Source organism: Clostridiales bacterium, assembly GCA_018333995.1.
GTDB lineage: Bacteria > Actinomycetota > Coriobacteriia > Anaerosomatales > SLCP01 > JAGXSG01.
Genome location: JAGXSG010000022.1, coordinates 79,589 through 100,213, shown reverse-complemented (window position 1 = coordinate 100,213; position 20,625 = coordinate 79,589). Strand labels below are relative to the sequence as shown.

Here is a 20,625-nt window from a genome sequence, read left to right as displayed (position 1 = left end):
GTCCTGCGAGACACGCTTTGCCGTGAGCGGTGTCTTTCCCTCAGCCGATCAGCGTTGAAATGACTGGCATGAGGAACGTGATTGTGAACGCCACGCTCACAAAGTACATCAGCCAGTGGACCTCACGGGCTTTGCCGTGGAGCAGCTTGATCACGACGTAGCTGATGAAACCAAATCCGATACCGTAGCTGATGTTGTACGTGAGCGGGATACCGACGATCGTCAGGAACGCGGGAAATGCCTCCTCGAAATCGGTCCACGGGATCTCGCGGACGGTTCGCATCATGAGGAATCCAACGATTATCAGGGCACCCGCTGTGATTGGATAGACGTAGAAGTCGCCGTCAGGGGGCACGAAGCCGCTCCCTGCCATCGCCGCATACTGTTCAGCGTTGGGGATCGTGAATCCTCCTCCTACCATTCCGATGACGGGTGCGAAGAACGCCGCTATCGCGAAGAGGGCACCCGTCACTACGGGCGTGAATCCACTGCGGCCACCTTCGGCAACGCCGGAAGCAGACTCGATGTAGGTGGTGATAGAGCTGGCGCCGAACAAGCCGCCCACTGAGGCCGCGGCCGAGTCAACGAGCAGAATGTTGCGAATTCCAGGGACCTTTCCGTCTGGCTCAACGAAGCCGGCCTGCTCGCCAACAGCGACCACGGTACCCATCGTGTCGAAGAAGTCGGTGAGCATGATAGCGAATATCGCGAGCAGAAGTGCCGGGGTGAAAATCTGCAGAATCGCGATGCCTCCATCTACCTGGGCAAATGGCGCGAAGAACGTCGAGAAGTCGGGTGCCGCGAAGACCTTGGAGGGCAACTGCGTCACGCCGAGGACGAGTGCGAAGGCTGTGGCCGCGAGTATCCCCCACAAGATGTCACCTTTGATCTTGAGCGCCATGAACAGCGTGATCGCGAGCAGGCCGATGAGGGTTACCCACACGTAGGGCTGAGTGAAATCGCCAAGCTCAACGAGGGTGATCGGTGCGGGCCTGATGATCCCGCCCTGGTTCAATCCAATGAGCGTGATAAACAGGCCGATTCCGACGCCGATGGCACGTTTGAGGTCAAGCGGGATGGCGTTCATGACCGCTTCCCTGAGCCCGGTAAGCACGAGCACGAGGATGATGAGTCCTTGGACGAAGATCACTGCCATGCCGACCTGCCAGGGCACGTTGGCTTGCTGGAACCCAATGACCGAGAAGGTCAGCACAGCGTTGAGACCCATGCCCGATGCAAGTGCGAAAGGCCGGTTGGTGATGAAGCCCATGCAGACACACATCAAGGCCGCACCAAGTGCTGTCGCGGTGGCTGCGCCGGCGAAGGGCACTCCGGCGGCCGAGAGAATCCCCGGATTCACGAAGATGATGTATGCCATTGTCATGAACGTCGTGAACCCGGCGATGATCTCGGTCTTGAGATCGGTGCCGCGCTCGGAGAACCTGAAAAGCCGTTCCATCTCATTCCTTTCAGTTTGTCGGTGGTTTCAGGCGATCCTTAGTGCCGAGCGTGTCGGCTCATCGGGCTCTCACAAGCTGGCGTCCCCCCTTTCTGGAGCATGCATCTGCACAGAACAGGTCTTATGTAACATCGCGATGCGAGTATGTTCACTTCGACGAGTAGGGTGCGCCAAGATACTCCGCCGCAAACGTTGGTCGTGATGCGAGTGCGCGAACGAGGGCGCCAGCGATCGGCGGGCGCAGATCGAGTGTGCTGAGAGACTCGCTGTCGACAAGTTCGACCGCTTCGATGCGGGGATCACCAGCAGGATCGGCTAGCGATCCGTGCGTCACCGCCGCGTCAAAGATGATGTTGACGGTGTGCCGGGATCCATCGGGGGCTATGGTGTCGCTGATGAGCAACGGCCGTCCCACCACAATGCCAAGCCCGGTCTCCTCGGCGACCTCCCTCGCGAGGGCTTGCGCAAGCGTCTCACGGTGCTCGACTCCCCCGCCAGGAAGCAGGTGGTAGGCGGCATCATCTTTCCTGTGACGTACGAGTACTACGCGGTCGTCGATGGTGATGAGCGCCGCCACTCTGATGCGCGGGCGTTCAGACTCCAGTGCTGCCAAATCCACTCTCACCTCGCTCAGTCTCTTCAAGTTGCGTGGATTCGATCACGTTCGCCGAGACGACCGGCTGTACGACGAGCTGGGCGATCTTGTCCCCTCGCTTGATCACGATCGGGGTTTCCGGGTCAAGGTTGATGCAGATGACCTTGATCTCGCCGCGGTAGTGACTGTCGATCAGTCCAGGAGCGTTGACGAGCGACAGTCCCTCGCGTATCGCAAGTCCGCTGCGGGGCTGGACAAAACCCGCGAATCCTTCAGGGATCGCGATGGCGATGCCGGTTGGCACGAGTCGGCGCTCAAATGGATGCAGTGTCATGGAGACGGCCGAGTGCAGATCGAGCCCTGCGTCACCCACATGAGCGTAACGCGGAAGGGGAAGTCCCGTGTCGAGCCGCTTGACAGCAAGATCCATCGGATTTCACGCCCCTCTCGTGGCTGTTATCAGGTGATGCGAGCACGTGAGAACCCGACCGGGGCGGAAGTGTGATAATGCCGTTCCTGTCGTAGTGTGCACGGCGCTTGTCAGTGCCGTTTGAGGCCGCGCAGTTCCGCGGTGAACTCGTCGACGTCCTCAAACGATTTGTAGACAGAGGCAAAACGCACGTATGCCACCTTGTCAAGCCCCCTGAGCCGGTCTAGCACCATGTCGCCGAGAACCCGAGACTCAATCTCGTAACGGAACTCGTTGTGGAGTTCGGCGACGATATCGTCTATGAGCGCCTCAAGCCGTTCTGCGGATACGTCACGCTTCGCCGTGGCGACAACGAGTCCCCTGAGGAGCTTGCCACGGTCGAACGGTTCTCGTGCGTCATCACGCTTGATCACCATGAGCGGCATCTCTTCCCGCCGCTCATAGGTGGTGAAACGCTTCTGACACGAGAGGCACTCTCGGCGACGGCGGATCGCATCTTGAGACTCTGACACACGTGAGTCGATGACCTTGGTCTCATCGTGTCCGCAGAAGGCGCACCGCATAATCTCACCCCTACATCTTGGCTAATGGTGAGATTAGCACACAATATATGGGGTTACAATTGGTGTTTTTGAGCCGACAAGCGCTGATCGCGGATACGATGGTACCGGTAGGGCGCGGTCAGGAGCATCATCTCGTGGCAATGGCTTGTGAATTTCCGGTAGTCAAGTCCGGATCCGGTCCGATTGACCACCACACTGAGGCCAAGGCAAGAGTAAGTACTACCGTGATGGCGACAATCCACTCGACCGGATGTGCCCCAGCAATGGTGAATCCTCTGACGGCGGAGTCTCGCCGAACCACAGTGCGCCTCCTGGAATCAGGTAAGCCGCGTGTGGTCTGGACGTCCTTGTCATAGTGAGATCTGGCACACGAATATTGGCCCATCACAATCTCCTCACCCTTCATCCGATTCGTCAGTGTGACCATATGCTCACGCTCTGACATTCACTGAAGCGAACATGTGTTCGTGTCTCAGTATACCAAACACATGTTCGGGTGCAAGTGGCAATCGAACGCGTGTTTGCGGTGTGTTTTCAGGTGCGCTACACTCCCATCGAACGTGTATTCGTGCCAAAGGGGGACCTGATGTCGTACAAGCGCGAGATAACCGCACGTCAGCAGCAAATACTTGATTTCATCAGAGCTGAGCTTCACCGCAGAGGCTTTCCCCCATCGGTTCGCGAGATCGGCGAAGCTGTGGGACTTTCGTCTTCATCCACGGTTCACTCGCACCTTGCGGCACTCGAGGCCAAAGGATTAATCAGGCGTGATCCGTCCAAGCCTCGAGCGCTTGAGGTCTTCGACTATCGCGACGGTGATCGTGGCATCGATTACGGGCGCGCGCGCGCGGTCCCGCTCGTTGGTCACGTCGCCGCTGGCGAGCCAATTCTCGCCGCTGAGAACATCGAAACGACTATGACGCTACCGGTCGAGCTGACCGACGAGGCGACGTTCATTCTTCGCGTACGGGGTGACTCTATGGTGGAGGCTGGTATCCTCGACGGGGACTTCGTGGTTGTGCGTCAGCAGTCGCACGCTGACAATGGAGACATCGTCGTGGCTATGCTCGGCGATGAGGCCACGGTCAAGCGGTTCTTCCGCGAGGCGGACAGCATTCGCTTGCAGCCTGAGAATAGCGCGCTCGAGGCTATCTACTCACGTGACGTGACGATCCTCGGCAAAGTGATTGCCCTGTTCCGCAAGATCTGAACGGGCACGAGTATCGGCCTCACTCACAACGAAGTCAGCAAACCGCTGGGCTAGATTGGGTGAAACCCGGGCAACAAGGAGTGTCCCTTCAGCGGTGTGATGCTCGCTCACCACGTGCGCGCGATCATGAAGTAGTCGCACCAGGTCGCCGCGAGCGAACGGAACCATGAGAGTGAGCGTGGCCGAATCGCGCGTCGCCTCGAGGGCGATACGCTCCATAAGAGCGGGTGTGCCCTCGCCGGATTGCGCTGAGACCACGACCGCGTCTTGATGGCGCATCGCGATTCGAGCACGATCCTCAGGGCCGATGAGATCGGCTTTGTTGAACACAAGCAGCGTGGGAATGCCCGTCGCACCGACTTCGCCGAGCACCCGGTCGACCGCGGCCATCTGGGGGACGGCCTGCGGGTGACTGGCGTCGACAACATGCAGGAGCAGATCGGCTTGTACCACCTCGTCGAGAGTGGACTTGAACGCTTCAACGAGTCCGTGCGGAAGTTTATTGATGAAGCCGACCGTGTCGGTAAGTGTCATCTCGCGCCCGTCGGGCAAGTTCACTTTGCGGGTCGTCGAATCAAGGGTTGCGAAAAGCATGTCGTACGCGAGTACGTCGGCGCCGGTGAGACAGTTGAGGAGACTCGACTTGCCGGCGTTGGTGTATCCGATGAGTGCGACACGGAAAACCCCGCTTTCCGCCCGCGCCTTTCTTTGGGTTTGACGGGCCGAAGCGACGTGGCGGAGTTCCTTCTTGAGGACAGAGATTCGCTTGCGAGCGAGCCGACGGTCGGTTTCGAGCTGAGATTCGCCCGCCCCGAACCTCGCTCCGCGGCCCCCGCCGAGACGTTCGCGCTCGAGGTGTCCCCACATGCCCCTCAACCTTGGCAGGAGGTACTCGAGTTGCGCGAGCTCGACCTGAAGTTTACCCTCACGGCTGACCGCATGAAGTGCGAAGATTTCGAGAATGAGCGCGGTTCGGTCGACGATCCGAGTATCCGGGATCATGGTTTCGAGGTTTGCCTGTTGGCGCGGGGTGAGGTCATCGTCGAACACGACGGTTGCGGCGTCGACGCGTGCTGCGAGTTCTGCGATCTCTTTTGCCTTGCCCGATCCGATGAACGTTCTCGGATTGACCTTGTCGAGACGCTGAGTGGTGGTTCCCGAAACATCGAGACCGGCCGTCTCGGCGAGTCGTCGCAGCTCTTCGAGCGATTCCTCAAGCGGCCACTCGCCGCTCCCACGATCCACGCCGACGAGCACAGCACGCGGACGAGCGTCGTCGCGCTCCCACTCGGGCAAACGCCCTCGCCCACTCATCGCGGCGCCATTATCAGAGTGTCGCCTCTATCCGCGCGATGGCCTCTTCGAGGCGGTCATCCGGCGTTGAGAGTGATATCCGGATGAAGCCCTCTCCGCTCGGCCCGTACGCGTTTCCTGGGGCCACTATGACGCTCGCCTCTTCGAGGATCTTCTCGGCGAATCCTGCCGAGGTGAATCCGTCGGGGACGCGTGCCCAGATGTAGATCGTGCCCTGAGGCGTCGCGGCACGCAGTCCGATCTTGGCGAGCGCGGGCATCACAAGGTCGCGCCGACGCTGATACATCGCGGACAGCTCGAAGACATCGTCCTGGACTCCTAGCATCGCCTCGATCGCCGCGTCCTGCACCGCGGTGAACACACCTGAATCGATGTTTGACTTAACGGTACCGAGTGCCTTTATTGCGGCCGCATTGCCTGCGGCGAAGGCCACTCGCCAGCCTGTCATGTTGTACGACTTTGAACAGCTGAAGAACTCGATTGCGACATCTTTGGCGCCGGGTCTTTCGAGGAAACTCGGCGGACGGTAACCGTCAAAGCCAATCTCGGAGTACGCGTTGTCATGAATGATCAGCAGGTCGTGCTCGTTTGCGAAGGCTATCGCCTTGTCGAAGTACTCGTCGGTAGCAATTGCCGAAGTGGGGTTGTTTGGATACGAAAGGAACATCATCTTTGCCCGGGCCAAAACGTCAGCGGGCGTGGACTCGAAGTCGGCGAGGAAGCCGCCCTCCTCCGTCATTGGCATGAAGTAGCTTTCTCCACCGCACAGGATTCCCCCGGTGTGGTAGACAGGGTAGCCTGCTCCCGGAACGAGCGTGACATCGCCGGGGTCGACGAACGCGAGGAAGACGTGAGCGATACCCTCCTTGCTGCCGATGAGAGCGACGACTTCGTCGCTTGGATCGACAGTGACGCTGAAGCGGCGATTCATCCACTCAGCGCATGCGTCGCGGTATCGCTTTGCACCGAAGTAGCTGGGGTACTGATGGTTTGCCGGGTTTCGGATCGCTTCGGCCATAGCATCGACGATCCTGTCGGGAGTGGGCGTGTCCGGATCACCGATCCCGAGCGAAATAACGTCTATACCCTGAGCTTGCTTTGCTTCCCTCTTACGATCGATCTCGGCGAAAAGGTACGGAGGCAGGTTGTCGATACGGCGGGCTGTTCTCACTCTCGTCCATCCCTTTCATGAACTTCGATCCGTTGGCGAGACATAACATGCGGTCGGCGTGAGCGCCGTTGAGACATGGTAGCAAACCAGTAGAGTTCGTGCGGATCAGCTGTCTGGTAACACGATATCGCGACGGGTGCCCACCCTAACAGCGCTAGGGGCACTCGCACTCCTCGGCGATCTGTAGGGTTCCCGTGTACACGGAGGCGGCGGAACCTGTCATGTAGACGGGACCGTCCGTGTCCCAGCGGATATCCAACTCGCCTCCAGGAAGCTCGATCGTCGCCTCTCGGCTTGTCTTGCCTTCTAGGACGGCGGCAACGAGCGTCGCGCACGCGCCGGTCCCGCACGCGAGCGTCTCCCCTACTCCGCGCTCCCATACCCGGAGTCTGATGTGGGTGTCCGAGACGACCTGAGCGAACTCCACATTTACTTTTGCGGGAAACGCGGGATGGGTCTCGATCAGCGGTCCCGCGGTCGTGACAGGTGCGCTATCCGCATCATCTACCCACACAACGGCGTGCGGGTTTCCCATGGACACAGCGGTGATCGCAAACGCGCCAGCGTCGGTCTCGAGTACGCGTCCGACTGCGGTCTCACCGTCGAACACCGCCGGTATGAGCGGTGGTGAGAGTACTGGTTGCCCCATATCGACCGTCGCGGCGTCCATCGTGCCGTCCGGCGCGCGTGTGATCGTGATGGGCCTGACGCCGCCGAGTGTCTGCACCCGCACCGTTTCTGCGGCTTCGTCGATCAGGCCGCTGTCGACGAGATATTTTGCGAAGCAGCGGATACCGTTGCCGCACATCTCGGCAGTTGTTCCGTCGGCGTTGTAGTAGAGCATGAAGTAGTCGGCCCCGGCGACAGCCGCTGGCCTGACGAGAATGAGACCGTCGGCACCCACTCCGAAGTTGCGGTCACAGAAGTACTCCACCGCTTCGGGCGCAAGGTCGATTGAGTCGTCGAGATCTTCGATCACAATGAAGTCGTTTCCCAGACCGTGCATCTTAGTGAACGTGAGTTCCACAGAAGCTCCTTTGATACGTCTGCCGAGGTTATCCTCGTCGCGGTCGCATGCTCTTGGCACGCGTGGCGGTCTCTTATCGGGGTGAGTGGGATTCTACCAGGTCGACAATGGTGGCGATGGAGTCTTCAGGTGACGATTCGGTCACGTCGATCCAGCGAATTCGCGGGTCACCCCGCAACCAGGTCATCTGGCGCTTGGCGTACCGCCGAGTGGCCTGCTTGATCTGGTCAACCGCGACAGTGAGATCGGAGACACCTTCGACCACTTGAACAAGTTCCTTGTATCCGATCGCATATGGCGCGGTGAGGCCTTCTCTCAGGCCAGCTTCGAGAAGCGTGCGAACTTCATCGAGAAGCCCTCCGGCCATCATAGCGTCAACCCGCAGCTCGATTCGCTCATAGAGCGCCTCTCGTTGGACATGCAAGCCGATGAACACGGTGTCGTAGACGCTCCTTCGTTTGGAAAATCCAGAGGCTTGATCCTCGTACGAGTCACCGGCGGCGGCCATTTCCAGTGCGCGGATGGTGCGGCGGAGGTTGTTTGGGTGGATGAGCGCGGCGGAAGCGGGATCGAGTGATCGGAGACGTTCATGCATCGCGTGAGCTCCCGCTGAGGCGGCCTCCTGCTCGAGATCGACACGAACGGGAGCGCCTTGCTCGCCGGTCGGGAACTCCCAGTCATCGAGGGCGGCACGGACGTACAACCCGGTTCCGCCCGCTACGATCGGCGTGTGGCCAGCCGAAAGCGTGCGCGCGATCGCTTCACGAGCGGCACGCTGGAACAGCGCTGCGGAGTACGGCTCTCCGGGATCGACCAGATCGATGCAGTGGTATGGAACCGTCCGCTCAGCGGGTGAGGGTTTCGCGGTGCCGATGTTCATGCCGCGATAGATCTGCATGGAGTCGGCGGAAATGATCTCTCCGCTGCGAGGGAGTATCTCGGCGAGGCTCTGTGCGATGGCGGTCTTTCCAGAAGCGGTGGGCCCCACGATCGCGACGACCTCAGGCATGACGATCAACTTTGAACCGGCGGAAATCAACCCGCTCACCGGGAGGGATGCCCGCTTTGCGGCGTGCGATGGCTACCTGTTGATCCGCTGTATCGATTCCGGGTAGCGCGGGCAGGAGGACTCCTCGGCGATTACCCGCCGAGACGATCACGCCATACCGTGACGGGTCGAGATCGTCAGCGTCGCAGGGTTCGATCGATCGTATCACGTCGACGGTGATCTCGAGTTCCGAGAGCTCTTCTGCGGTGACTGCGGGGAAACGGGGATCTGCCGTCGCTGCGAGGATCGCGTGCGCCACGATCTCCTCGGCGAGCGTGGAGGCGACAGGAGCGACCGTACCGATGCACCCTCGCAACATCCCGTGCGCGTAAAGCGAGACGAACACTCCAGCTCGCGACGGTAACACTATGCCGCCAACAGGTGCCGGATCGAGGTGCGCGCCGGTGCGGACGTACGTCTCGATCGCAGCGCGAGCGAGCGAGACGATCTCATGTTCTCCGGGAGAGTCGGCGGTACCGTGCTTGACACCGTCTTCCGGGGTACCGAGATTAAGACGGTCATACGTGGCAGCGTCCGCGCACAGGGCCGTAAGGTAGCCGACTCCCCACGGAGCTTCGTACGCGAGAACCCTCGCGCGCGGGCGCTCGATGACACCTGAGAGTGTGACGAAGGAGCGAAGCCCGCACTCCCCTGCCTTCTCGGTCAGATTCGCGTCCACCTGCGCAAGTGCGCCGAGCTGTCCGCGCGAGACAAGGTCGACAATGGTTCGGTCGAAGTGCTCCGCCCCAGGGGCGAATCCTCCCGGAGCATCCGGCGAGAGCCGATGACTGAGGTCGCCGCTTGCGATGAATGCGATACGGCGCTCGAGCGCGCGCGAAACCTCTGCGACGGCTCTGCCGAGCGACCGATGCGCCTCGAGGCAGAGTCCCGATACGGATATGCAGACGATGGGCCAGCGCCCGGCTGGATCGAGAAAGCTCATCGGAACGACTACACCATGGTCCAGAAGCCCCGAGGCCAGAGGCGCTGCGTTGGCGCGGTCAAGCGCAGGGATACCGTCACGGGCAAGCTGACGGAGCAGTCCCGACGCAAACGCGGTGTCACCTTGGTAGAGAAGGTGCGGGTCGGATGCCCCAAAGCGCTCGAGTCCTCCCGAATAGCGTGGGGCCGTGTCGACGAGGAACGAGGCAGGAAGTGAAGGAGCGTGCGGTGACATGACGACCACCGTTTGCGGAGCAAATCTTTCGAGCGCGTCACCGGCCCGACGCATCGCCACGATTGAGCGCCCGGTTTGCGCGGAATCAGGTCCGCCAACGCTCTCGACCATTATTGGTGGATGAGGCGCGATGATTCCCAAGACTGCTGCGCCCGTAATCGATCACCCCCGCATTTGTGGCGCGCTACGGCGCCAGCCAATTGGGCCTATACAGTCTTGATGTACCCGCCCAGGAACCATGTCTGCGCTTCGTCAATGTGTACCTGAAAGAATCGGCCAGCGAAATCCGATGCCGCGGCTCCCTCGGGCAGCGGCACGTGAACCACCTTGTTGCCCGCAGTGCGGCCTGTGAGCATGGTCTCGTCGCGCTTCGAGGCGCCATCGAACAAGACCTCGTGTTCCGTTCCCAGGAGTGCGCGGTTCTTCGCCTGCACGGAAGTGTGGATCGCGGAAACGAGCCGTTCGAATCTGGGTTGGGTAATTTCGCGTGGCAACTGACCGGGCATCGTGGCCGCGGGAGTTCCCTCGCGCGGCGAAAATATGAAGGTAAACGCCTGGTCGAAGCCCACGCGGTCGAGAAGATCCATCGTCATCTCGAAGTCCTCATCGCTCTCTCCGGGAAAGCCAACGATAATATCGGTGGAGAGCGCAAGATCGGGCATGGCGGCCCTGAGCCGCTCGGTGAGATCGACGTACTCCACTGCGGTGTAGTGGCGGTTCATCGCCGAAAGTACCCTGTCAGAACCGGACTGGACAGGGAGGTGGAGGTAGCGCGCGACCGCGGGTGTCTCGGCCATCGCGGCAATGGTTTCGTCAGACAGATCCTTGGGATGACTGGTAGCAAAATGGATTCGGCGGACGCCGGTGTCCGCGACAGCTCGGAGCGCGTCGGCAAACCGGGGGCGTCCGTACACGTCGCGCCCGTAGGAGTTGACGTTCTGGCCGAGCAGGGTTACCACGCTCACGCCATTGGCTACGAGCACCTCGCACTCAGCGACGATTTCTTCCAGGGTACGCGAGCGCTCGCGGCCTCGGACGTACGGAACGACGCAGTAGCTGCAGAAGTTGTCACAGCCAACCGTGATCGGCACCCACGCGCGCCACGGATGCTCACGCCTCGACGGCAGGTCGAAGGTGGCGCCGTCGCTCGAATCAGCAATCTCGACCGCCGGTCCCAGTGCGGCGCGAGAACTCTCGATGAGTGCGGGCAGCCGGGCGATGTTGTGCGTCCCGAAGACGATGTCCACGTGCGGCAACTGATCAACGAGGGTCTTTCCGTCGCGCTGGCCAATACACCCGCCCACCGCGATCAGTTGTCCGGGGCGGGCTGATTTTGAGCTCTTGAGCGAAGCGACCTGTCCATAGAGGCGCTGGTCCGCGTTGTCCCGGACGCAACACGTCATGAACACGATCAGGTCCGCCTCGTCAGGTTCCCGGGCGAGGCTCATCCCAGTGGCGGTAAGCATGCCAGCGACGCGTTCTGAGTCGTGCTTATTCATCTGGCACCCGAAGGTACGGATTAAAAAGGTCTCCATAGCCGGCACAGTGTAGCACGCAAACAAGTCGCCGGGAGTTCAGAGGGGCGGCAGCGGCCTGCCTGCACGCCGGTAGAGCTCGAAGAGGACTCCAGGTGGCACGGCGGTTCCGCCAATGTCATCGTTTGGTGAGTCCAAACCGTGGAAGTCGGATCCGCCCGTGACTATGAGACCGAGTTCATTCGCGAGTGATGCGCACCTCTGTGAAGTCACATCATCGTGCTCGGAGTGGTACGCTTCGATGCCCTCGAGACCCGATGAGATGAAGCACCTGGCGAGGTGCTCACATCCGGTGACTCCCGGATGAGCGAGCACCGCGACGCCGCCAGCTTCCCGTATGAGCTTGACCGCTTCCGCGGGTGTACGGACATCCTTGGGCACGTAGAATGGTTTTTTCCTTCCCAGAAGGTTCCTGAAGGCCTCGGTCACATTAGTGACCATGCCTTGTTCGACGAGGGCGCGGGCGACGTGTGAACGGCCGACCGCCCCGCCGGACGAGAGCGCGAGCACGTGCGGAAGGTCGATAGCGTATCCCGCGTTAGACAGCGCGGTGACAATGGTTTCGGCACGGCCCAAACGGGCCTGGCGGAGGTCTTCGAGTTGATTGAGGAACGCTGGGTTAGTGTGGTCAACGAAGTAGCCGAGTATGTGTACGTCGCGATCGTCGTGCACAGACGAGAGTTCCACACCAGGTATCACGATCGGAGCGTGTTCGGTCGACTCGGCGGCCGAGAGAGCTTCTTCCACACCCTCCACCGAGTCATGATCGGTGATCGCGATCGCATCGAGGCCTTTGGCTGCGGCAAGAGCGACTGTCTCGGACGGCGTGAGAGTCCCGTCGGATGCGGTCGTGTGCACATGGAGGTCGATGCGCACGTCAGCCCCCATGGGTGATCGAGTCACCGTCGCATATCGCGCGGCTCGACGAGGAGGCGGATCGCGGTGCGTTCCTCGCCGTTGATGATGATCTCGGCGAACGCTGGCACACAAGTGAGCTCCATCCCAGACGGTGCTATGAAGCCGCGCGCAATGGCGATCGCCTTGATCGCCTGGTTGAGTGCCCCGGCACCGACGGTCTGAATTTCAACGGCACCCTGTTCGCGAACAACGCCCGCAAGCGCGCCGGCTACGGAGTTGGGGTTTGACTTGCTCGATACTCTGAGGACTTCCACTTAGGTACTCCCTGCGTTGCTGGATCTCTGCTTCGGTGCCGTGCGGCTTTGCACGGGGGCTTCGTCGGTGCATCAAATAGAGGTGCGACAGTAGACAATCATACACAAGTATACCGCAAGGTAGTTGCAGGAAATGGTGGTTTACTCGTCCTTCTCTACGTCGAATCTGACACGTAGACCATCCCGGGTAACGCTGACCTTTGGTTCGCCTTTCAGGTGTACGTAGTAGCGTTCGGCGAGGTCGTCAAAGGCCCGGGCACAATCGTGCTTGAATCGTGCGAGGTCAGTGTGGTGGATCTTCAGCCCACGGCGGTCTCGGTAGATGTCCGGCCTGGGCGGCACCGGGTCATCCTCTTCCTCGTGGACAGCTTGTGACATGACAGTGTCAAGCGGACCAAGTTCACCCGCGAGGATTCGATGTGCCGTGCGTTCCGATATCGGTAGGGCCATGTGGTTTGCGAGGGCCACAAGGTCACGGGCGTCGCTTGCGGTCGCGGGTCTTTGCCAGACCGGAAGACTCTCAACGTCATCACAGAAGAGAAGCTGGGAGGCGTCGAGGTCCCGGCTTGCGATCGAGCGAAGGGTCGCAACCACCTCGGCGGGCGAGCCATAGTAAACATCGAGTTCGGGATGTTCACAGACGAACTCTAGTACTCGCCGGATGATGTTGTGGGGGCCGCGAGCCACGAACATGCGGCCAGTGTCGTCCCGCTCGAGTGCGGGCCAAGCAGACTGGTCCGCTCGTTCTGGAAGTGCGCTCGTGTCGGTGCAGACGGAGATGGCGGCTCCTTTGTGGGAGTCAGACACCGCGATTCGCGCGGAGCTCACGTTTGATCGCACTGAGTACAGAGCCATGCCGCGGCCGTGGACTCCCCAGCGATCCATGACCATCGATTCGAGTTTTGACGTGACGCGCGGTTCGAAGACAGCGTCGTGAAGTGCTTGAGGGATTCCGACGCCGTCATCGATCATGGTCAGAAGCCTGTTGTCTCCATCGCGGGAGGTAGCGATAAAGAGCAAGTTCGCGCGTGCGTCTCGCGCGTTCCTGAGCAGCTCGATGACGACATCTTCGAATGAGCGGATGTCGTGGGTTGCCTGGCGGCGTTCGGCTTCGGAAACTCGAAGCCGGACAAACCCCTCCCCTAGGTTCTCCTCGACTTTCAGATACGTTTCACCTGAGACGGCCCCGACGAAATCGAGAAGGCCGCCGTTGTCGCGGTGGTCGTCGTCGCTGCGTGCTGTCACTCTGGTTCTCAGCTCCAAGGATTTTCGTAGGTTTGACGCGGAGGAGGCCGCATGAGCGGCCTCCTTTCGCACGGTTGGAAGCCGTGCCAATCGTATCAAACGGCTGACTACTTCGCGTAGTCAACAGCCCTGCTCTCCCTGATGACCATGACTTTGATCTGGCCGGGGTACTCGAGTTCCTCTTCGATTTGTTTGGCGATTTCGCGTGCGAGCAAGACGGATTCTGAGTCATCGATCTGTTCGGGTTTGACCATCACACGGATCTCCCGTCCGGCCTGCATCGCGTAGCACTTTTCAACGCCGTGGTGCGACTGGGCGACGGCTTCGAGCTTCTCGAGACGCTTGACGTAACTTTCGAGGGTTTCGCGCCGCGCGCCAGGACGCGCCGCGCTGATCGCGTCAGCCGCTTGAACGATCACGGCTTCAACTGTCGTCGGTTCGACGTCGCCGTGGTGCGCTTCGATGCAGTGAACAATCGCCGGAGTCTCACCCATCCTGCGTGCGAGATCGGCGCCTATCAGCGCATGCGGCCCCTCAATCTCGTGATCGATCGCCTTGCCGAGATCGTGGAGGAGCCCCGCGCGTGTAGCGAGCTTCACGTCGACTCCGAGCTCAGCGGCCATCACTCCCGCGAGGTAAGCGACTTCGAGGGAGTGCTTCAGTACGTTTTGGCCGTATGACGTCCGAAACTTCAAACGGCCAAGCGTGCGTACGACTTCGGTGTGCAACCCGTGGATGCCAGTGTCGAAGGCGGCTTGTTCTCCGGCTTCCTGGATCTGTGAGCCGACAAGGGTTTCCGCCTTATTGAACAGCTCCTCGATGCGTGCGGGATGGATGCGACCGTCCGCCAGCAGGGACTCAAGGGTGATTCGGCCAATCTCGCGACGTACTGGGTCGAAACTCGACAGAATGACGGCTTCCGGAGTGTCGTCGATGATGAGGTTGATTCCGGTCAGTTGCTCAAAGGCGCGAATGTTGCGGCCCTCACGTCCGATGATCCGGCCCTTCATGTCGTCGCTGGGAATGTGAACAACCGAGACGGTAGACTCCGCGGTGTGGTCTGCCGCTACGCGTTGGATGGCGATACCGACGATGTTGCGAGCCTTCTTGTCCGCTTCGTCGCGTGCGCGCGCCTCCGTCTCACGAACAAATGCGGCCGCATCTCTTCGGACGTCGTCCTTGACGCGATCAAGAAGCAGGTCGCGTGCCTCATCCGATGTGAGTCCTGCAAGACTCTCAAGACGCTGGCGTTCCTGTTCCACGAGATCGTTGAGCTCGGTTTCGCGCTTGGTCACTTGGCCTTGGAGACTCGACAACTGATGCTCGCGCTTGTCGAGGGACTCAGCGCGTCGGTCGATGCTCTCTTCACGCTGAAGTAGCCTGTTCTCAAGCGCGGTGAGTTCTTTTCGTCTCTCTTTCGACTCACTTTCAGCGTCCTGCTTAAAATGGAAGATCTGATCCTTCGCTTCGATCAGGGCTTCCTTCTTGAGCGTTTCGGCCTGCTTCTCGGCGTCCCTGAGAATCCGTTCGGCGTCTTCACGCGTCCGCGCCGCGCGACCCGTAACGAGATATCTGCTGAGCACGAAGCCGAGAGCGACACCGATCACGCTACCAACAATAATGAGCGCGAGTTCCACTGTGTGCCCTCCCTTCCAAGCATTGACAATTTTGGTAACGGGCGAGCGTCGCTACGCCGGGATTAGTGACACGCCATTACTCAAGGTATTCAAGCAGTGAGCGTGTGCCATGGATCGCTCGGCTGACGCACCGCACGACATACGTGATAGTCGCTGCGCGATGGGTGCATCCTGCCGTATACAGCCGTGCCGGACCTCGTAAGGCCCGGCCGGTATCACAGTCCGTGTACAATCAGACGAACCGCCGGCATTGCTGCACGCGAAACGCGGCGGAGAATCACATGTGCCATGCACATACTACCGATTACCAGCACAAAAGGTCAAGAATCGGATTGATTTCGATTAGTGGCGGTAGAAGCGCGAATGACGGCCTCCATCGCGTCTGGGTAGCGGAAGCCCCGTGAGACAAGTCTGTGCACGTGCCGTTCGCGCACCTTGCGGTCGTGAAGATCGAGCGGTCCCAAGATCGACGTGGCACGCTCGATTTCTCCATCGATTGGCACAGCAGAGTCGAGTGCTGCCAGCGCGGTATCCCGGTCGATGCCAGCCGCGTCTAGACCGTTGGCGATACGCTCACGTCCCCATCGGGATGCCGCTTTTGTTCGTGCGTACGCCTCCGCAAAGCGCGCGTCGTCGATCAGGCCGAGTTCGACGGAGCGGTCGACGGCTTCGCGCGCTGCCGAGGAGGGATAGCCGTCACCGGTCAGCCGTTTGAAGACTTCCGCCGCGGACCGCTCACGTTGCGCAAGCAATGAGATCGCGCGGCTGTTTGCGGAGGCCGGTTCGACCGCTTCGAGGGCACTCTCGAGTTCGGTCGACGTATAAGCGCAGCCGTCAGTAATCCCGGCGAGCGCAAGAGCGTCGCGCGACGTGCGTCGCACCTCGACTCCGTCAAGCTGAATGACTCGTACTCGTGAGCGTGGTGAGGGAGTAGTGAAGCGGACGATTCCCTTGTCCTCGGTGAATGACATGGCGCCTCACTCGACTGGGTTATTCGCCTTGCTTGCGGGAGTGCCGCCGAGTGCGGGAAGACCGAGGCGCTCCCTTATCGTAGCCTCGATCTCTGTGCGGATGTCACGGTGCTCTCTGAGATACTCTTTTGCCGCCTCCCTGCCTTGGCCGAGCCGCTCTTCGCCATACGTGTACCACGCGCCGGACTTTGCGATTACCGCTTCTTCGACGCCGAGGTCGAGGAGGTTCCCCTCTTTGGAGATTCCCGTGCCATACATCAAATCGAATTCCGCTTGGCGAAAAGGCGGAGCGACCTTGTTTTTGACAACCTTGGCGCGCACCCTGTTGCCGACGATGTCGGTTCCCTGTTTGATGGAATCGATGCGGCGGACGTCGATGCGCACGGAAGAAAAGAACTTGAGCGCGCGGCCCCCGGTGGTCGTCTCAGGGCTTCCAAACATGACGCCGATCTTCTCGCGCAGTTGGTTGATGAAGATGCACGTGGTGTCTGACTTGCTGAGCGACCCGGCAAGTTTGCGCATCGCTTGGCTCATGAGACGGGCATGAAGTCCGACCGATGCATCTCCCATCTCGCCTTCTATCTCTGCGCGCGGGACGAGGGCGGCCACCGAGTCGACGACGATCACGTCGACCGCACCGCTGCGCACGAGCATGTCCGCGATCTCGAGGGCTTGCTCTCCAGTGTCAGGTTGCGAGATGAGGATGTCGTCGATGTCGACTCCGAGTCGAGCCGCGTAGCTGGGATCGAGGGCGTGCTCCGCGTCGATGAATGCGGCGATGCCCCCCATGGCTTGCGCCTCTGCAACGATCTGGAGCGCAAGGGTCGTCTTGCCGCTCGACTCGGGACCGAATATCTCGACCACTCTACCGCGAGGTACCCCTCCGATACCGAGAGCCGCGTCGAGTGCGAGCGAACCCGTTGGGATCGCCGCCACCTGCGTCACCGCTGCGTGCTCTCCGAGCTTCATGAGGGAGCCCTTACCGAACTTGCGCTCGATCTGCTCTTTGGTCGCATCGAGTACCTTGGCCTTCTCGGAATCCATCGCTCAGTGCTCCTCTTCCTGTGTCGGGCGGCTCCCTGGGGGCGCGATGAGCTTAAACGAACATACGTTCGATGTCAACGTCCGGCAAGTGGGGCGTTGCCGAGGATCGCATAGCGGGCGCCTTGTGGTGTCAGCGTGCTCGAGTAGAGCGTAACAAGAGCGACTGACATGGCTGCATCGCTCGTGAGGCAGGGCGTGATGCACTGGTCGAAACCGCCGTTGCCGGGCGCTGCGTACACGAGCGGAGAGCGGGCTCGCGCGAGGGTGATATGCGGCTTGAACGTGCGAGTCTCTTGAAGTGCGCCGTACGAAGCAGCCGCTTCGCCGACAGCTCGCGCTATCTGCTCGCACTTACCTGACGAGTCATCGAGGGTGGCCCACAACATGCGGACGCGCCGTCCGTGGGGCACTGGAACCACCGGCTCTTTGAGGGTGAGCGTGAAGGGCTGGTGCGACGATAGAGTCGAGTGCAGGGCCGTCATGATGGGGTCAACCGTCTGCGGAGCGATCTCGCCGAGGAACGCAAGCGTGACGTGCAGGTTCTCGGGCGGCACCCAACGCGCGTCCCGCCACTCGGGGCATACTGCTCGTACCTGTTCTGCGCAGCAGTTGAGCGTGTGGCGCCAACTGTCGGGAAGTCCTATCCCGATGAACGCTCTCACTGCTTGATGTCCGTGATGATTCGACGGTACAGCATGTCGATTGCGGTGCGCGCCGCACTCGCGCGGATGTCGTGCCGGTCACCGCCAAACGTGTGCGAGACGATATCCGTCCCGGCCGCGTCAGCGACGGCGAACCAGACCAGCCCGACCGGCTTCTCGTCACTTCCTCCTTCTGGTCCGGCGATGCCGGTGATCGACACGGCGATGTCGACACCAAAGCGCTTTCTGACCCCCGATGCCATAGCGTCGGCGACCTGTGCACTCACCGCACCGTGTGTAGCGAGTGTTGCAGCGGGCACGCCGAGGAGGTCGCGCTTGATCTCGTCGGCGTACGCTACGATCCCGCCAAGGAACACGTGTGAGGCGCCGGGAACCTCGGTGAGAAGGGTGGCGACAAGTCCGCCGGTGCACGACTCGGCGACCGCGATCGTGAGGCCAGCGTCGCGCGCAGCGGCGATCATCTCGGCGGGGGTCTCCCCTACGCTTCCTTCGAGGGCTGCCATGGTCCAACGAGCACGTCGCGGGCGTGGTAGAAGTAGTCAAACATCGAGGCCAGTGTCAGGGTCACGGCGACCGCCATGAACGCCCACGCGGTGTATTCAAAGGCGGCCGCGCCGGACACGCTGAGGAGCCGGACGAGGGGATCTGAGTCCTTGACGATGAACCCGATGATCGCGATGACCTGGAACACGGTTTTCAATTTGCCGTAACCCGACGCGGCGATGACCTTACCCTCCGCGATGGCTACCATTCGCAGTCCTGAGACGATGAACTCACGGCTGATGATTATGAGCGCAATCCACGAGGGGAGCTCACCGAGCTCGACGAGCGCGACGAGGGCGGCGGTCACGAGGAGCTTGTCAGCGAGCGGGTCGATGAATTTTCCAAAGGTGGTGATCTCATTGCGGGATCGAGCGAGATATCCGTCGACCGCGTCGGTCGCCGCGAGCAGAGTAAAGAGGACTGCCGCAAGTATTGGTCCCCAATACGGCATCCCTGCGAGCATGCTCACCACGAAGACCGGGATGAACACCATCCGGAGAAGCGTCACGGTATTTGCGGCGTTGAGGGCGCTGATCATTGGACAACCTCCCCTGTCAAATCGTATCCCGAAGCGTCCGTGATGTTGCAGAGCACGATCTCGCCGAGAGGCACGGGGATGTCGAGCGTGACGATTCCATCGACCTCGGGAGCTTGTTGGCGGGTGCGGCCTACCGGATAGCCGTCCTCATCGAACCCCTCGGAGAGAACCTCGTGCGCCGTTCCAACACGCGTTTCGGCTCTGGCAAATCCGATGCTGTCTGCTGTGTCCCTCAAGAGCTGTGCGCGTTCGAGACGCTCGTCTTCTGGAAGCTGCCCGGGCAGTGTCGCAGCCCGCGTTCCCTCTTCAGGCGAGAAAGGAAAGACTCCGACGTAATCGAAAGCGACCTCTCGAAGGAAGCTCTCAAGCGTCTCCACATCGCGATCTGTCTCCCCGGGAAATCCGGCGATCACGCTCGTCCTCAAGGTGACGTCTGGCATCACCTGCCTGATCCTCGACACGAGGTTGAGGTGTTCTTCCGGGGAACCAGAACGTCCCATCGATTTCAGTATCGTCGGCGAAGCATGTTGCAGCGGTATGTCGAGGTAGTGACAGACCTGCGGGAGTGCGGCCATCGTCTCGAGGAGGTCGCCGGTGACGCCATCGGGCTGCGTATACATGAGTCGAAGCCATGCGAGGCCGTGAGTCCCGGCGATGGCGCGTACGACGTCGGTAAGCGTCTGGGGTCCGGTAAGGTCGCGTCCCCACGACGAGATATCCTGGCCGATGCAGACGATTTCTCTCGCGCCATTCGAGATGAGGAGTTCTGTCTCGGTGAGCAGATCAGGTAGTGACCGTGACCGGTAAGGCCCGCGGATCGCGGGGATGGTGCAATATGCGCACGTGCGAAAACAGCCGTCCGAAAGTTGCAGATACGCGCTCGGTCCCGAATCGATCCGGGTAGGTCCCGAATTCACGACCGATTTCTCTCCAGTGACCCGGTCGATAACTGACAACAGGGTGGCTTCATCAACGAGCGGAAGGAACGCATCGGCCTCAGGCATAGCGGTGTGAAGATCGCTTCCGTACCGCGACACCATGCATCCAGCGATGATGAGACGTCGGCTGGCGACGGCATCGCGCCAGTCGATGAGATCGAGCGCGTGATCGACCGCCTCTTCAACGGCGGCGGTGATGAAACCACACGTATTGAGAACGGCGACATCCGCGTGAGTGATGTCATCGACGAGCCGGTGAGTGGAGGACGCGACGAGCGCGCGCATGCGCTCGCTGTCTACCTCGTTTTTCGGACACCCGAGTGTTATGAAAGCGACGGACGCCACA

At 60.8% G+C, this 20,625-nt stretch carries 21 protein-coding genes; 1 reads left to right on the top strand and 20 read right to left on the bottom strand.

All coding sequences use genetic code 11. The features are described from left to right. Nucleotides 1–40: 40 nt before the first annotated feature. The 4 genes from KGZ40_06750 to nrdR form a co-directional block, all read right to left on the bottom strand. A complete protein-coding gene (locus KGZ40_06750) occupies nucleotides 41–1,459 on the bottom strand; it encodes an NCS2 family permease (GenBank protein ID MBS3957210.1) in 1,419 nt (472 codons plus the stop codon). A gap of 148 nt (nucleotides 1,460–1,607) precedes the next feature. Further along, on the bottom strand, nucleotides 1,608–2,102 hold the full coding sequence (locus tag KGZ40_06745) for an NUDIX hydrolase (GenBank protein MBS3957209.1): 495 nt from the start codon (nucleotides 2,100–2,102) through the stop codon (nucleotides 1,608–1,610). Continuing rightward, the gene (dut, locus tag KGZ40_06740; protein ID MBS3957208.1) at nucleotides 2,053–2,484 is read right to left on the bottom strand and encodes a dUTP diphosphatase; all 432 of its coding nucleotides are present in this window, start codon (nucleotides 2,482–2,484) and stop codon (nucleotides 2,053–2,055) included. Before dut ends, KGZ40_06745 begins: the two co-directional genes overlap by 50 nt. Nucleotides 2,485–2,594: 110 nt before the next feature. Further along, on the bottom strand, nucleotides 2,595–3,047 hold the full coding sequence (gene nrdR / locus KGZ40_06735) for a transcriptional regulator NrdR (GenBank protein MBS3957207.1): 453 nt from the start codon (nucleotides 3,045–3,047) through the stop codon (nucleotides 2,595–2,597). A 586-nt stretch (nucleotides 3,048–3,633) separates the two neighbouring features. Between nrdR and lexA the strand changes: the two genes are divergently transcribed. Further along, nucleotides 3,634–4,257, top strand: coding sequence for a transcriptional repressor LexA (gene lexA, locus KGZ40_06730; protein ID MBS3957206.1), 624 nt, complete (start codon nucleotides 3,634–3,636; stop codon nucleotides 4,255–4,257). Here lexA and hflX read toward each other — a convergent pair. From hflX to rimO, 16 genes are all read right to left on the bottom strand, one after another. After that, a complete protein-coding gene (hflX, locus tag KGZ40_06725; GenBank protein MBS3957205.1) occupies nucleotides 4,204–5,571 on the bottom strand; it encodes a GTPase HflX in 1,368 nt (455 codons plus the stop codon). The genes lexA and hflX overlap by 54 nt on opposite strands. A 13-nt stretch (nucleotides 5,572–5,584) precedes the next feature. Beyond that, the gene (locus KGZ40_06720) at nucleotides 5,585–6,742 is read right to left on the bottom strand and encodes an LL-diaminopimelate aminotransferase (protein ID MBS3957204.1); all 1,158 of its coding nucleotides are present in this window, start codon (nucleotides 6,740–6,742) and stop codon (nucleotides 5,585–5,587) included. Nucleotides 6,743–6,896: 154 nt separating this feature from the next. After that, nucleotides 6,897–7,748: a diaminopimelate epimerase gene (locus tag KGZ40_06715; GenBank protein MBS3957203.1), complete on the bottom strand. Its 852-nt coding sequence runs from the start codon at nucleotides 7,746–7,748 to the stop codon at nucleotides 6,897–6,899. 94 nt (nucleotides 7,749–7,842) lie between these two features. Next, nucleotides 7,843–8,778 (bottom strand): tRNA (adenosine(37)-N6)-dimethylallyltransferase MiaA, encoded by a 936-nt coding sequence (gene miaA, locus KGZ40_06710; protein ID MBS3957202.1) that lies wholly within the window; start codon nucleotides 8,776–8,778, stop codon nucleotides 7,843–7,845. After that, complete coding sequence (gene amrA / locus KGZ40_06705; protein ID MBS3957201.1) at nucleotides 8,771–10,135, bottom strand: AmmeMemoRadiSam system protein A; 1,365 nt, start codon at nucleotides 10,133–10,135, stop codon at nucleotides 8,771–8,773. The genes miaA and amrA overlap by 8 nt, the downstream gene beginning before the upstream one ends. 65 nt (nucleotides 10,136–10,200) lie before the next feature. Next, entirely contained in the window at nucleotides 10,201–11,493 is a 1,293-nt protein-coding gene (gene miaB, locus KGZ40_06700) for a tRNA (N6-isopentenyl adenosine(37)-C2)-methylthiotransferase MiaB (GenBank protein MBS3957200.1), read from the bottom strand. A 75-nt stretch (nucleotides 11,494–11,568) separates the two neighbouring features. After that, complete coding sequence (locus tag KGZ40_06695) at nucleotides 11,569–12,417, bottom strand: PHP domain-containing protein (GenBank protein ID MBS3957199.1); 849 nt, start codon at nucleotides 12,415–12,417, stop codon at nucleotides 11,569–11,571. An 11-nt stretch (nucleotides 12,418–12,428) separates the two neighbouring features. After that, nucleotides 12,429–12,701: a stage V sporulation protein S gene (locus KGZ40_06690; protein MBS3957198.1), complete on the bottom strand. Its 273-nt coding sequence runs from the start codon at nucleotides 12,699–12,701 to the stop codon at nucleotides 12,429–12,431. Between the two features lie 141 nt (nucleotides 12,702–12,842). Continuing rightward, nucleotides 12,843–13,946, bottom strand: a complete 1,104-nt coding sequence (locus tag KGZ40_06685) for an ATP-binding protein (protein MBS3957197.1) — start codon at nucleotides 13,944–13,946, stop codon at nucleotides 12,843–12,845. Nucleotides 13,947–14,053: 107 nt separating this feature from the next. Beyond that, a complete protein-coding gene (gene rny / locus KGZ40_06680; protein MBS3957196.1) occupies nucleotides 14,054–15,583 on the bottom strand; it encodes a ribonuclease Y in 1,530 nt (509 codons plus the stop codon). A gap of 320 nt (nucleotides 15,584–15,903) precedes the next feature. Next, a complete protein-coding gene (locus KGZ40_06675) occupies nucleotides 15,904–16,554 on the bottom strand; it encodes a RecX family transcriptional regulator (protein MBS3957195.1) in 651 nt (216 codons plus the stop codon). A gap of 6 nt (nucleotides 16,555–16,560) precedes the next feature. After that, nucleotides 16,561–17,598 carry a recombinase RecA gene (recA, locus tag KGZ40_06670; GenBank protein MBS3957194.1) on the bottom strand — a complete coding sequence of 346 codons (1,038 nt, stop codon included), beginning with the start codon at nucleotides 17,596–17,598 and terminating at the stop codon, nucleotides 16,561–16,563. A gap of 74 nt (nucleotides 17,599–17,672) precedes the next feature. After that, the gene (gene thpR / locus KGZ40_06665) at nucleotides 17,673–18,260 is read right to left on the bottom strand and encodes an RNA 2',3'-cyclic phosphodiesterase (protein MBS3957193.1); all 588 of its coding nucleotides are present in this window, start codon (nucleotides 18,258–18,260) and stop codon (nucleotides 17,673–17,675) included. After that, a complete protein-coding gene (locus tag KGZ40_06660) occupies nucleotides 18,257–18,763 on the bottom strand; it encodes a CinA family protein (protein ID MBS3957192.1) in 507 nt (168 codons plus the stop codon). The genes thpR and KGZ40_06660 overlap by 4 nt, the downstream gene beginning before the upstream one ends. Continuing rightward, nucleotides 18,739–19,341: a CDP-diacylglycerol--glycerol-3-phosphate 3-phosphatidyltransferase gene (gene pgsA / locus KGZ40_06655; GenBank protein MBS3957191.1), complete on the bottom strand. Its 603-nt coding sequence runs from the start codon at nucleotides 19,339–19,341 to the stop codon at nucleotides 18,739–18,741. The genes KGZ40_06660 and pgsA overlap by 25 nt, the downstream gene beginning before the upstream one ends. Next, on the bottom strand, nucleotides 19,338–20,624 hold the full coding sequence (rimO, locus tag KGZ40_06650; GenBank protein ID MBS3957190.1) for a 30S ribosomal protein S12 methylthiotransferase RimO: 1,287 nt from the start codon (nucleotides 20,622–20,624) through the stop codon (nucleotides 19,338–19,340). Before rimO ends, pgsA begins: the two co-directional genes overlap by 4 nt. Nucleotide 20,625 lies beyond the last annotated feature (1 nt).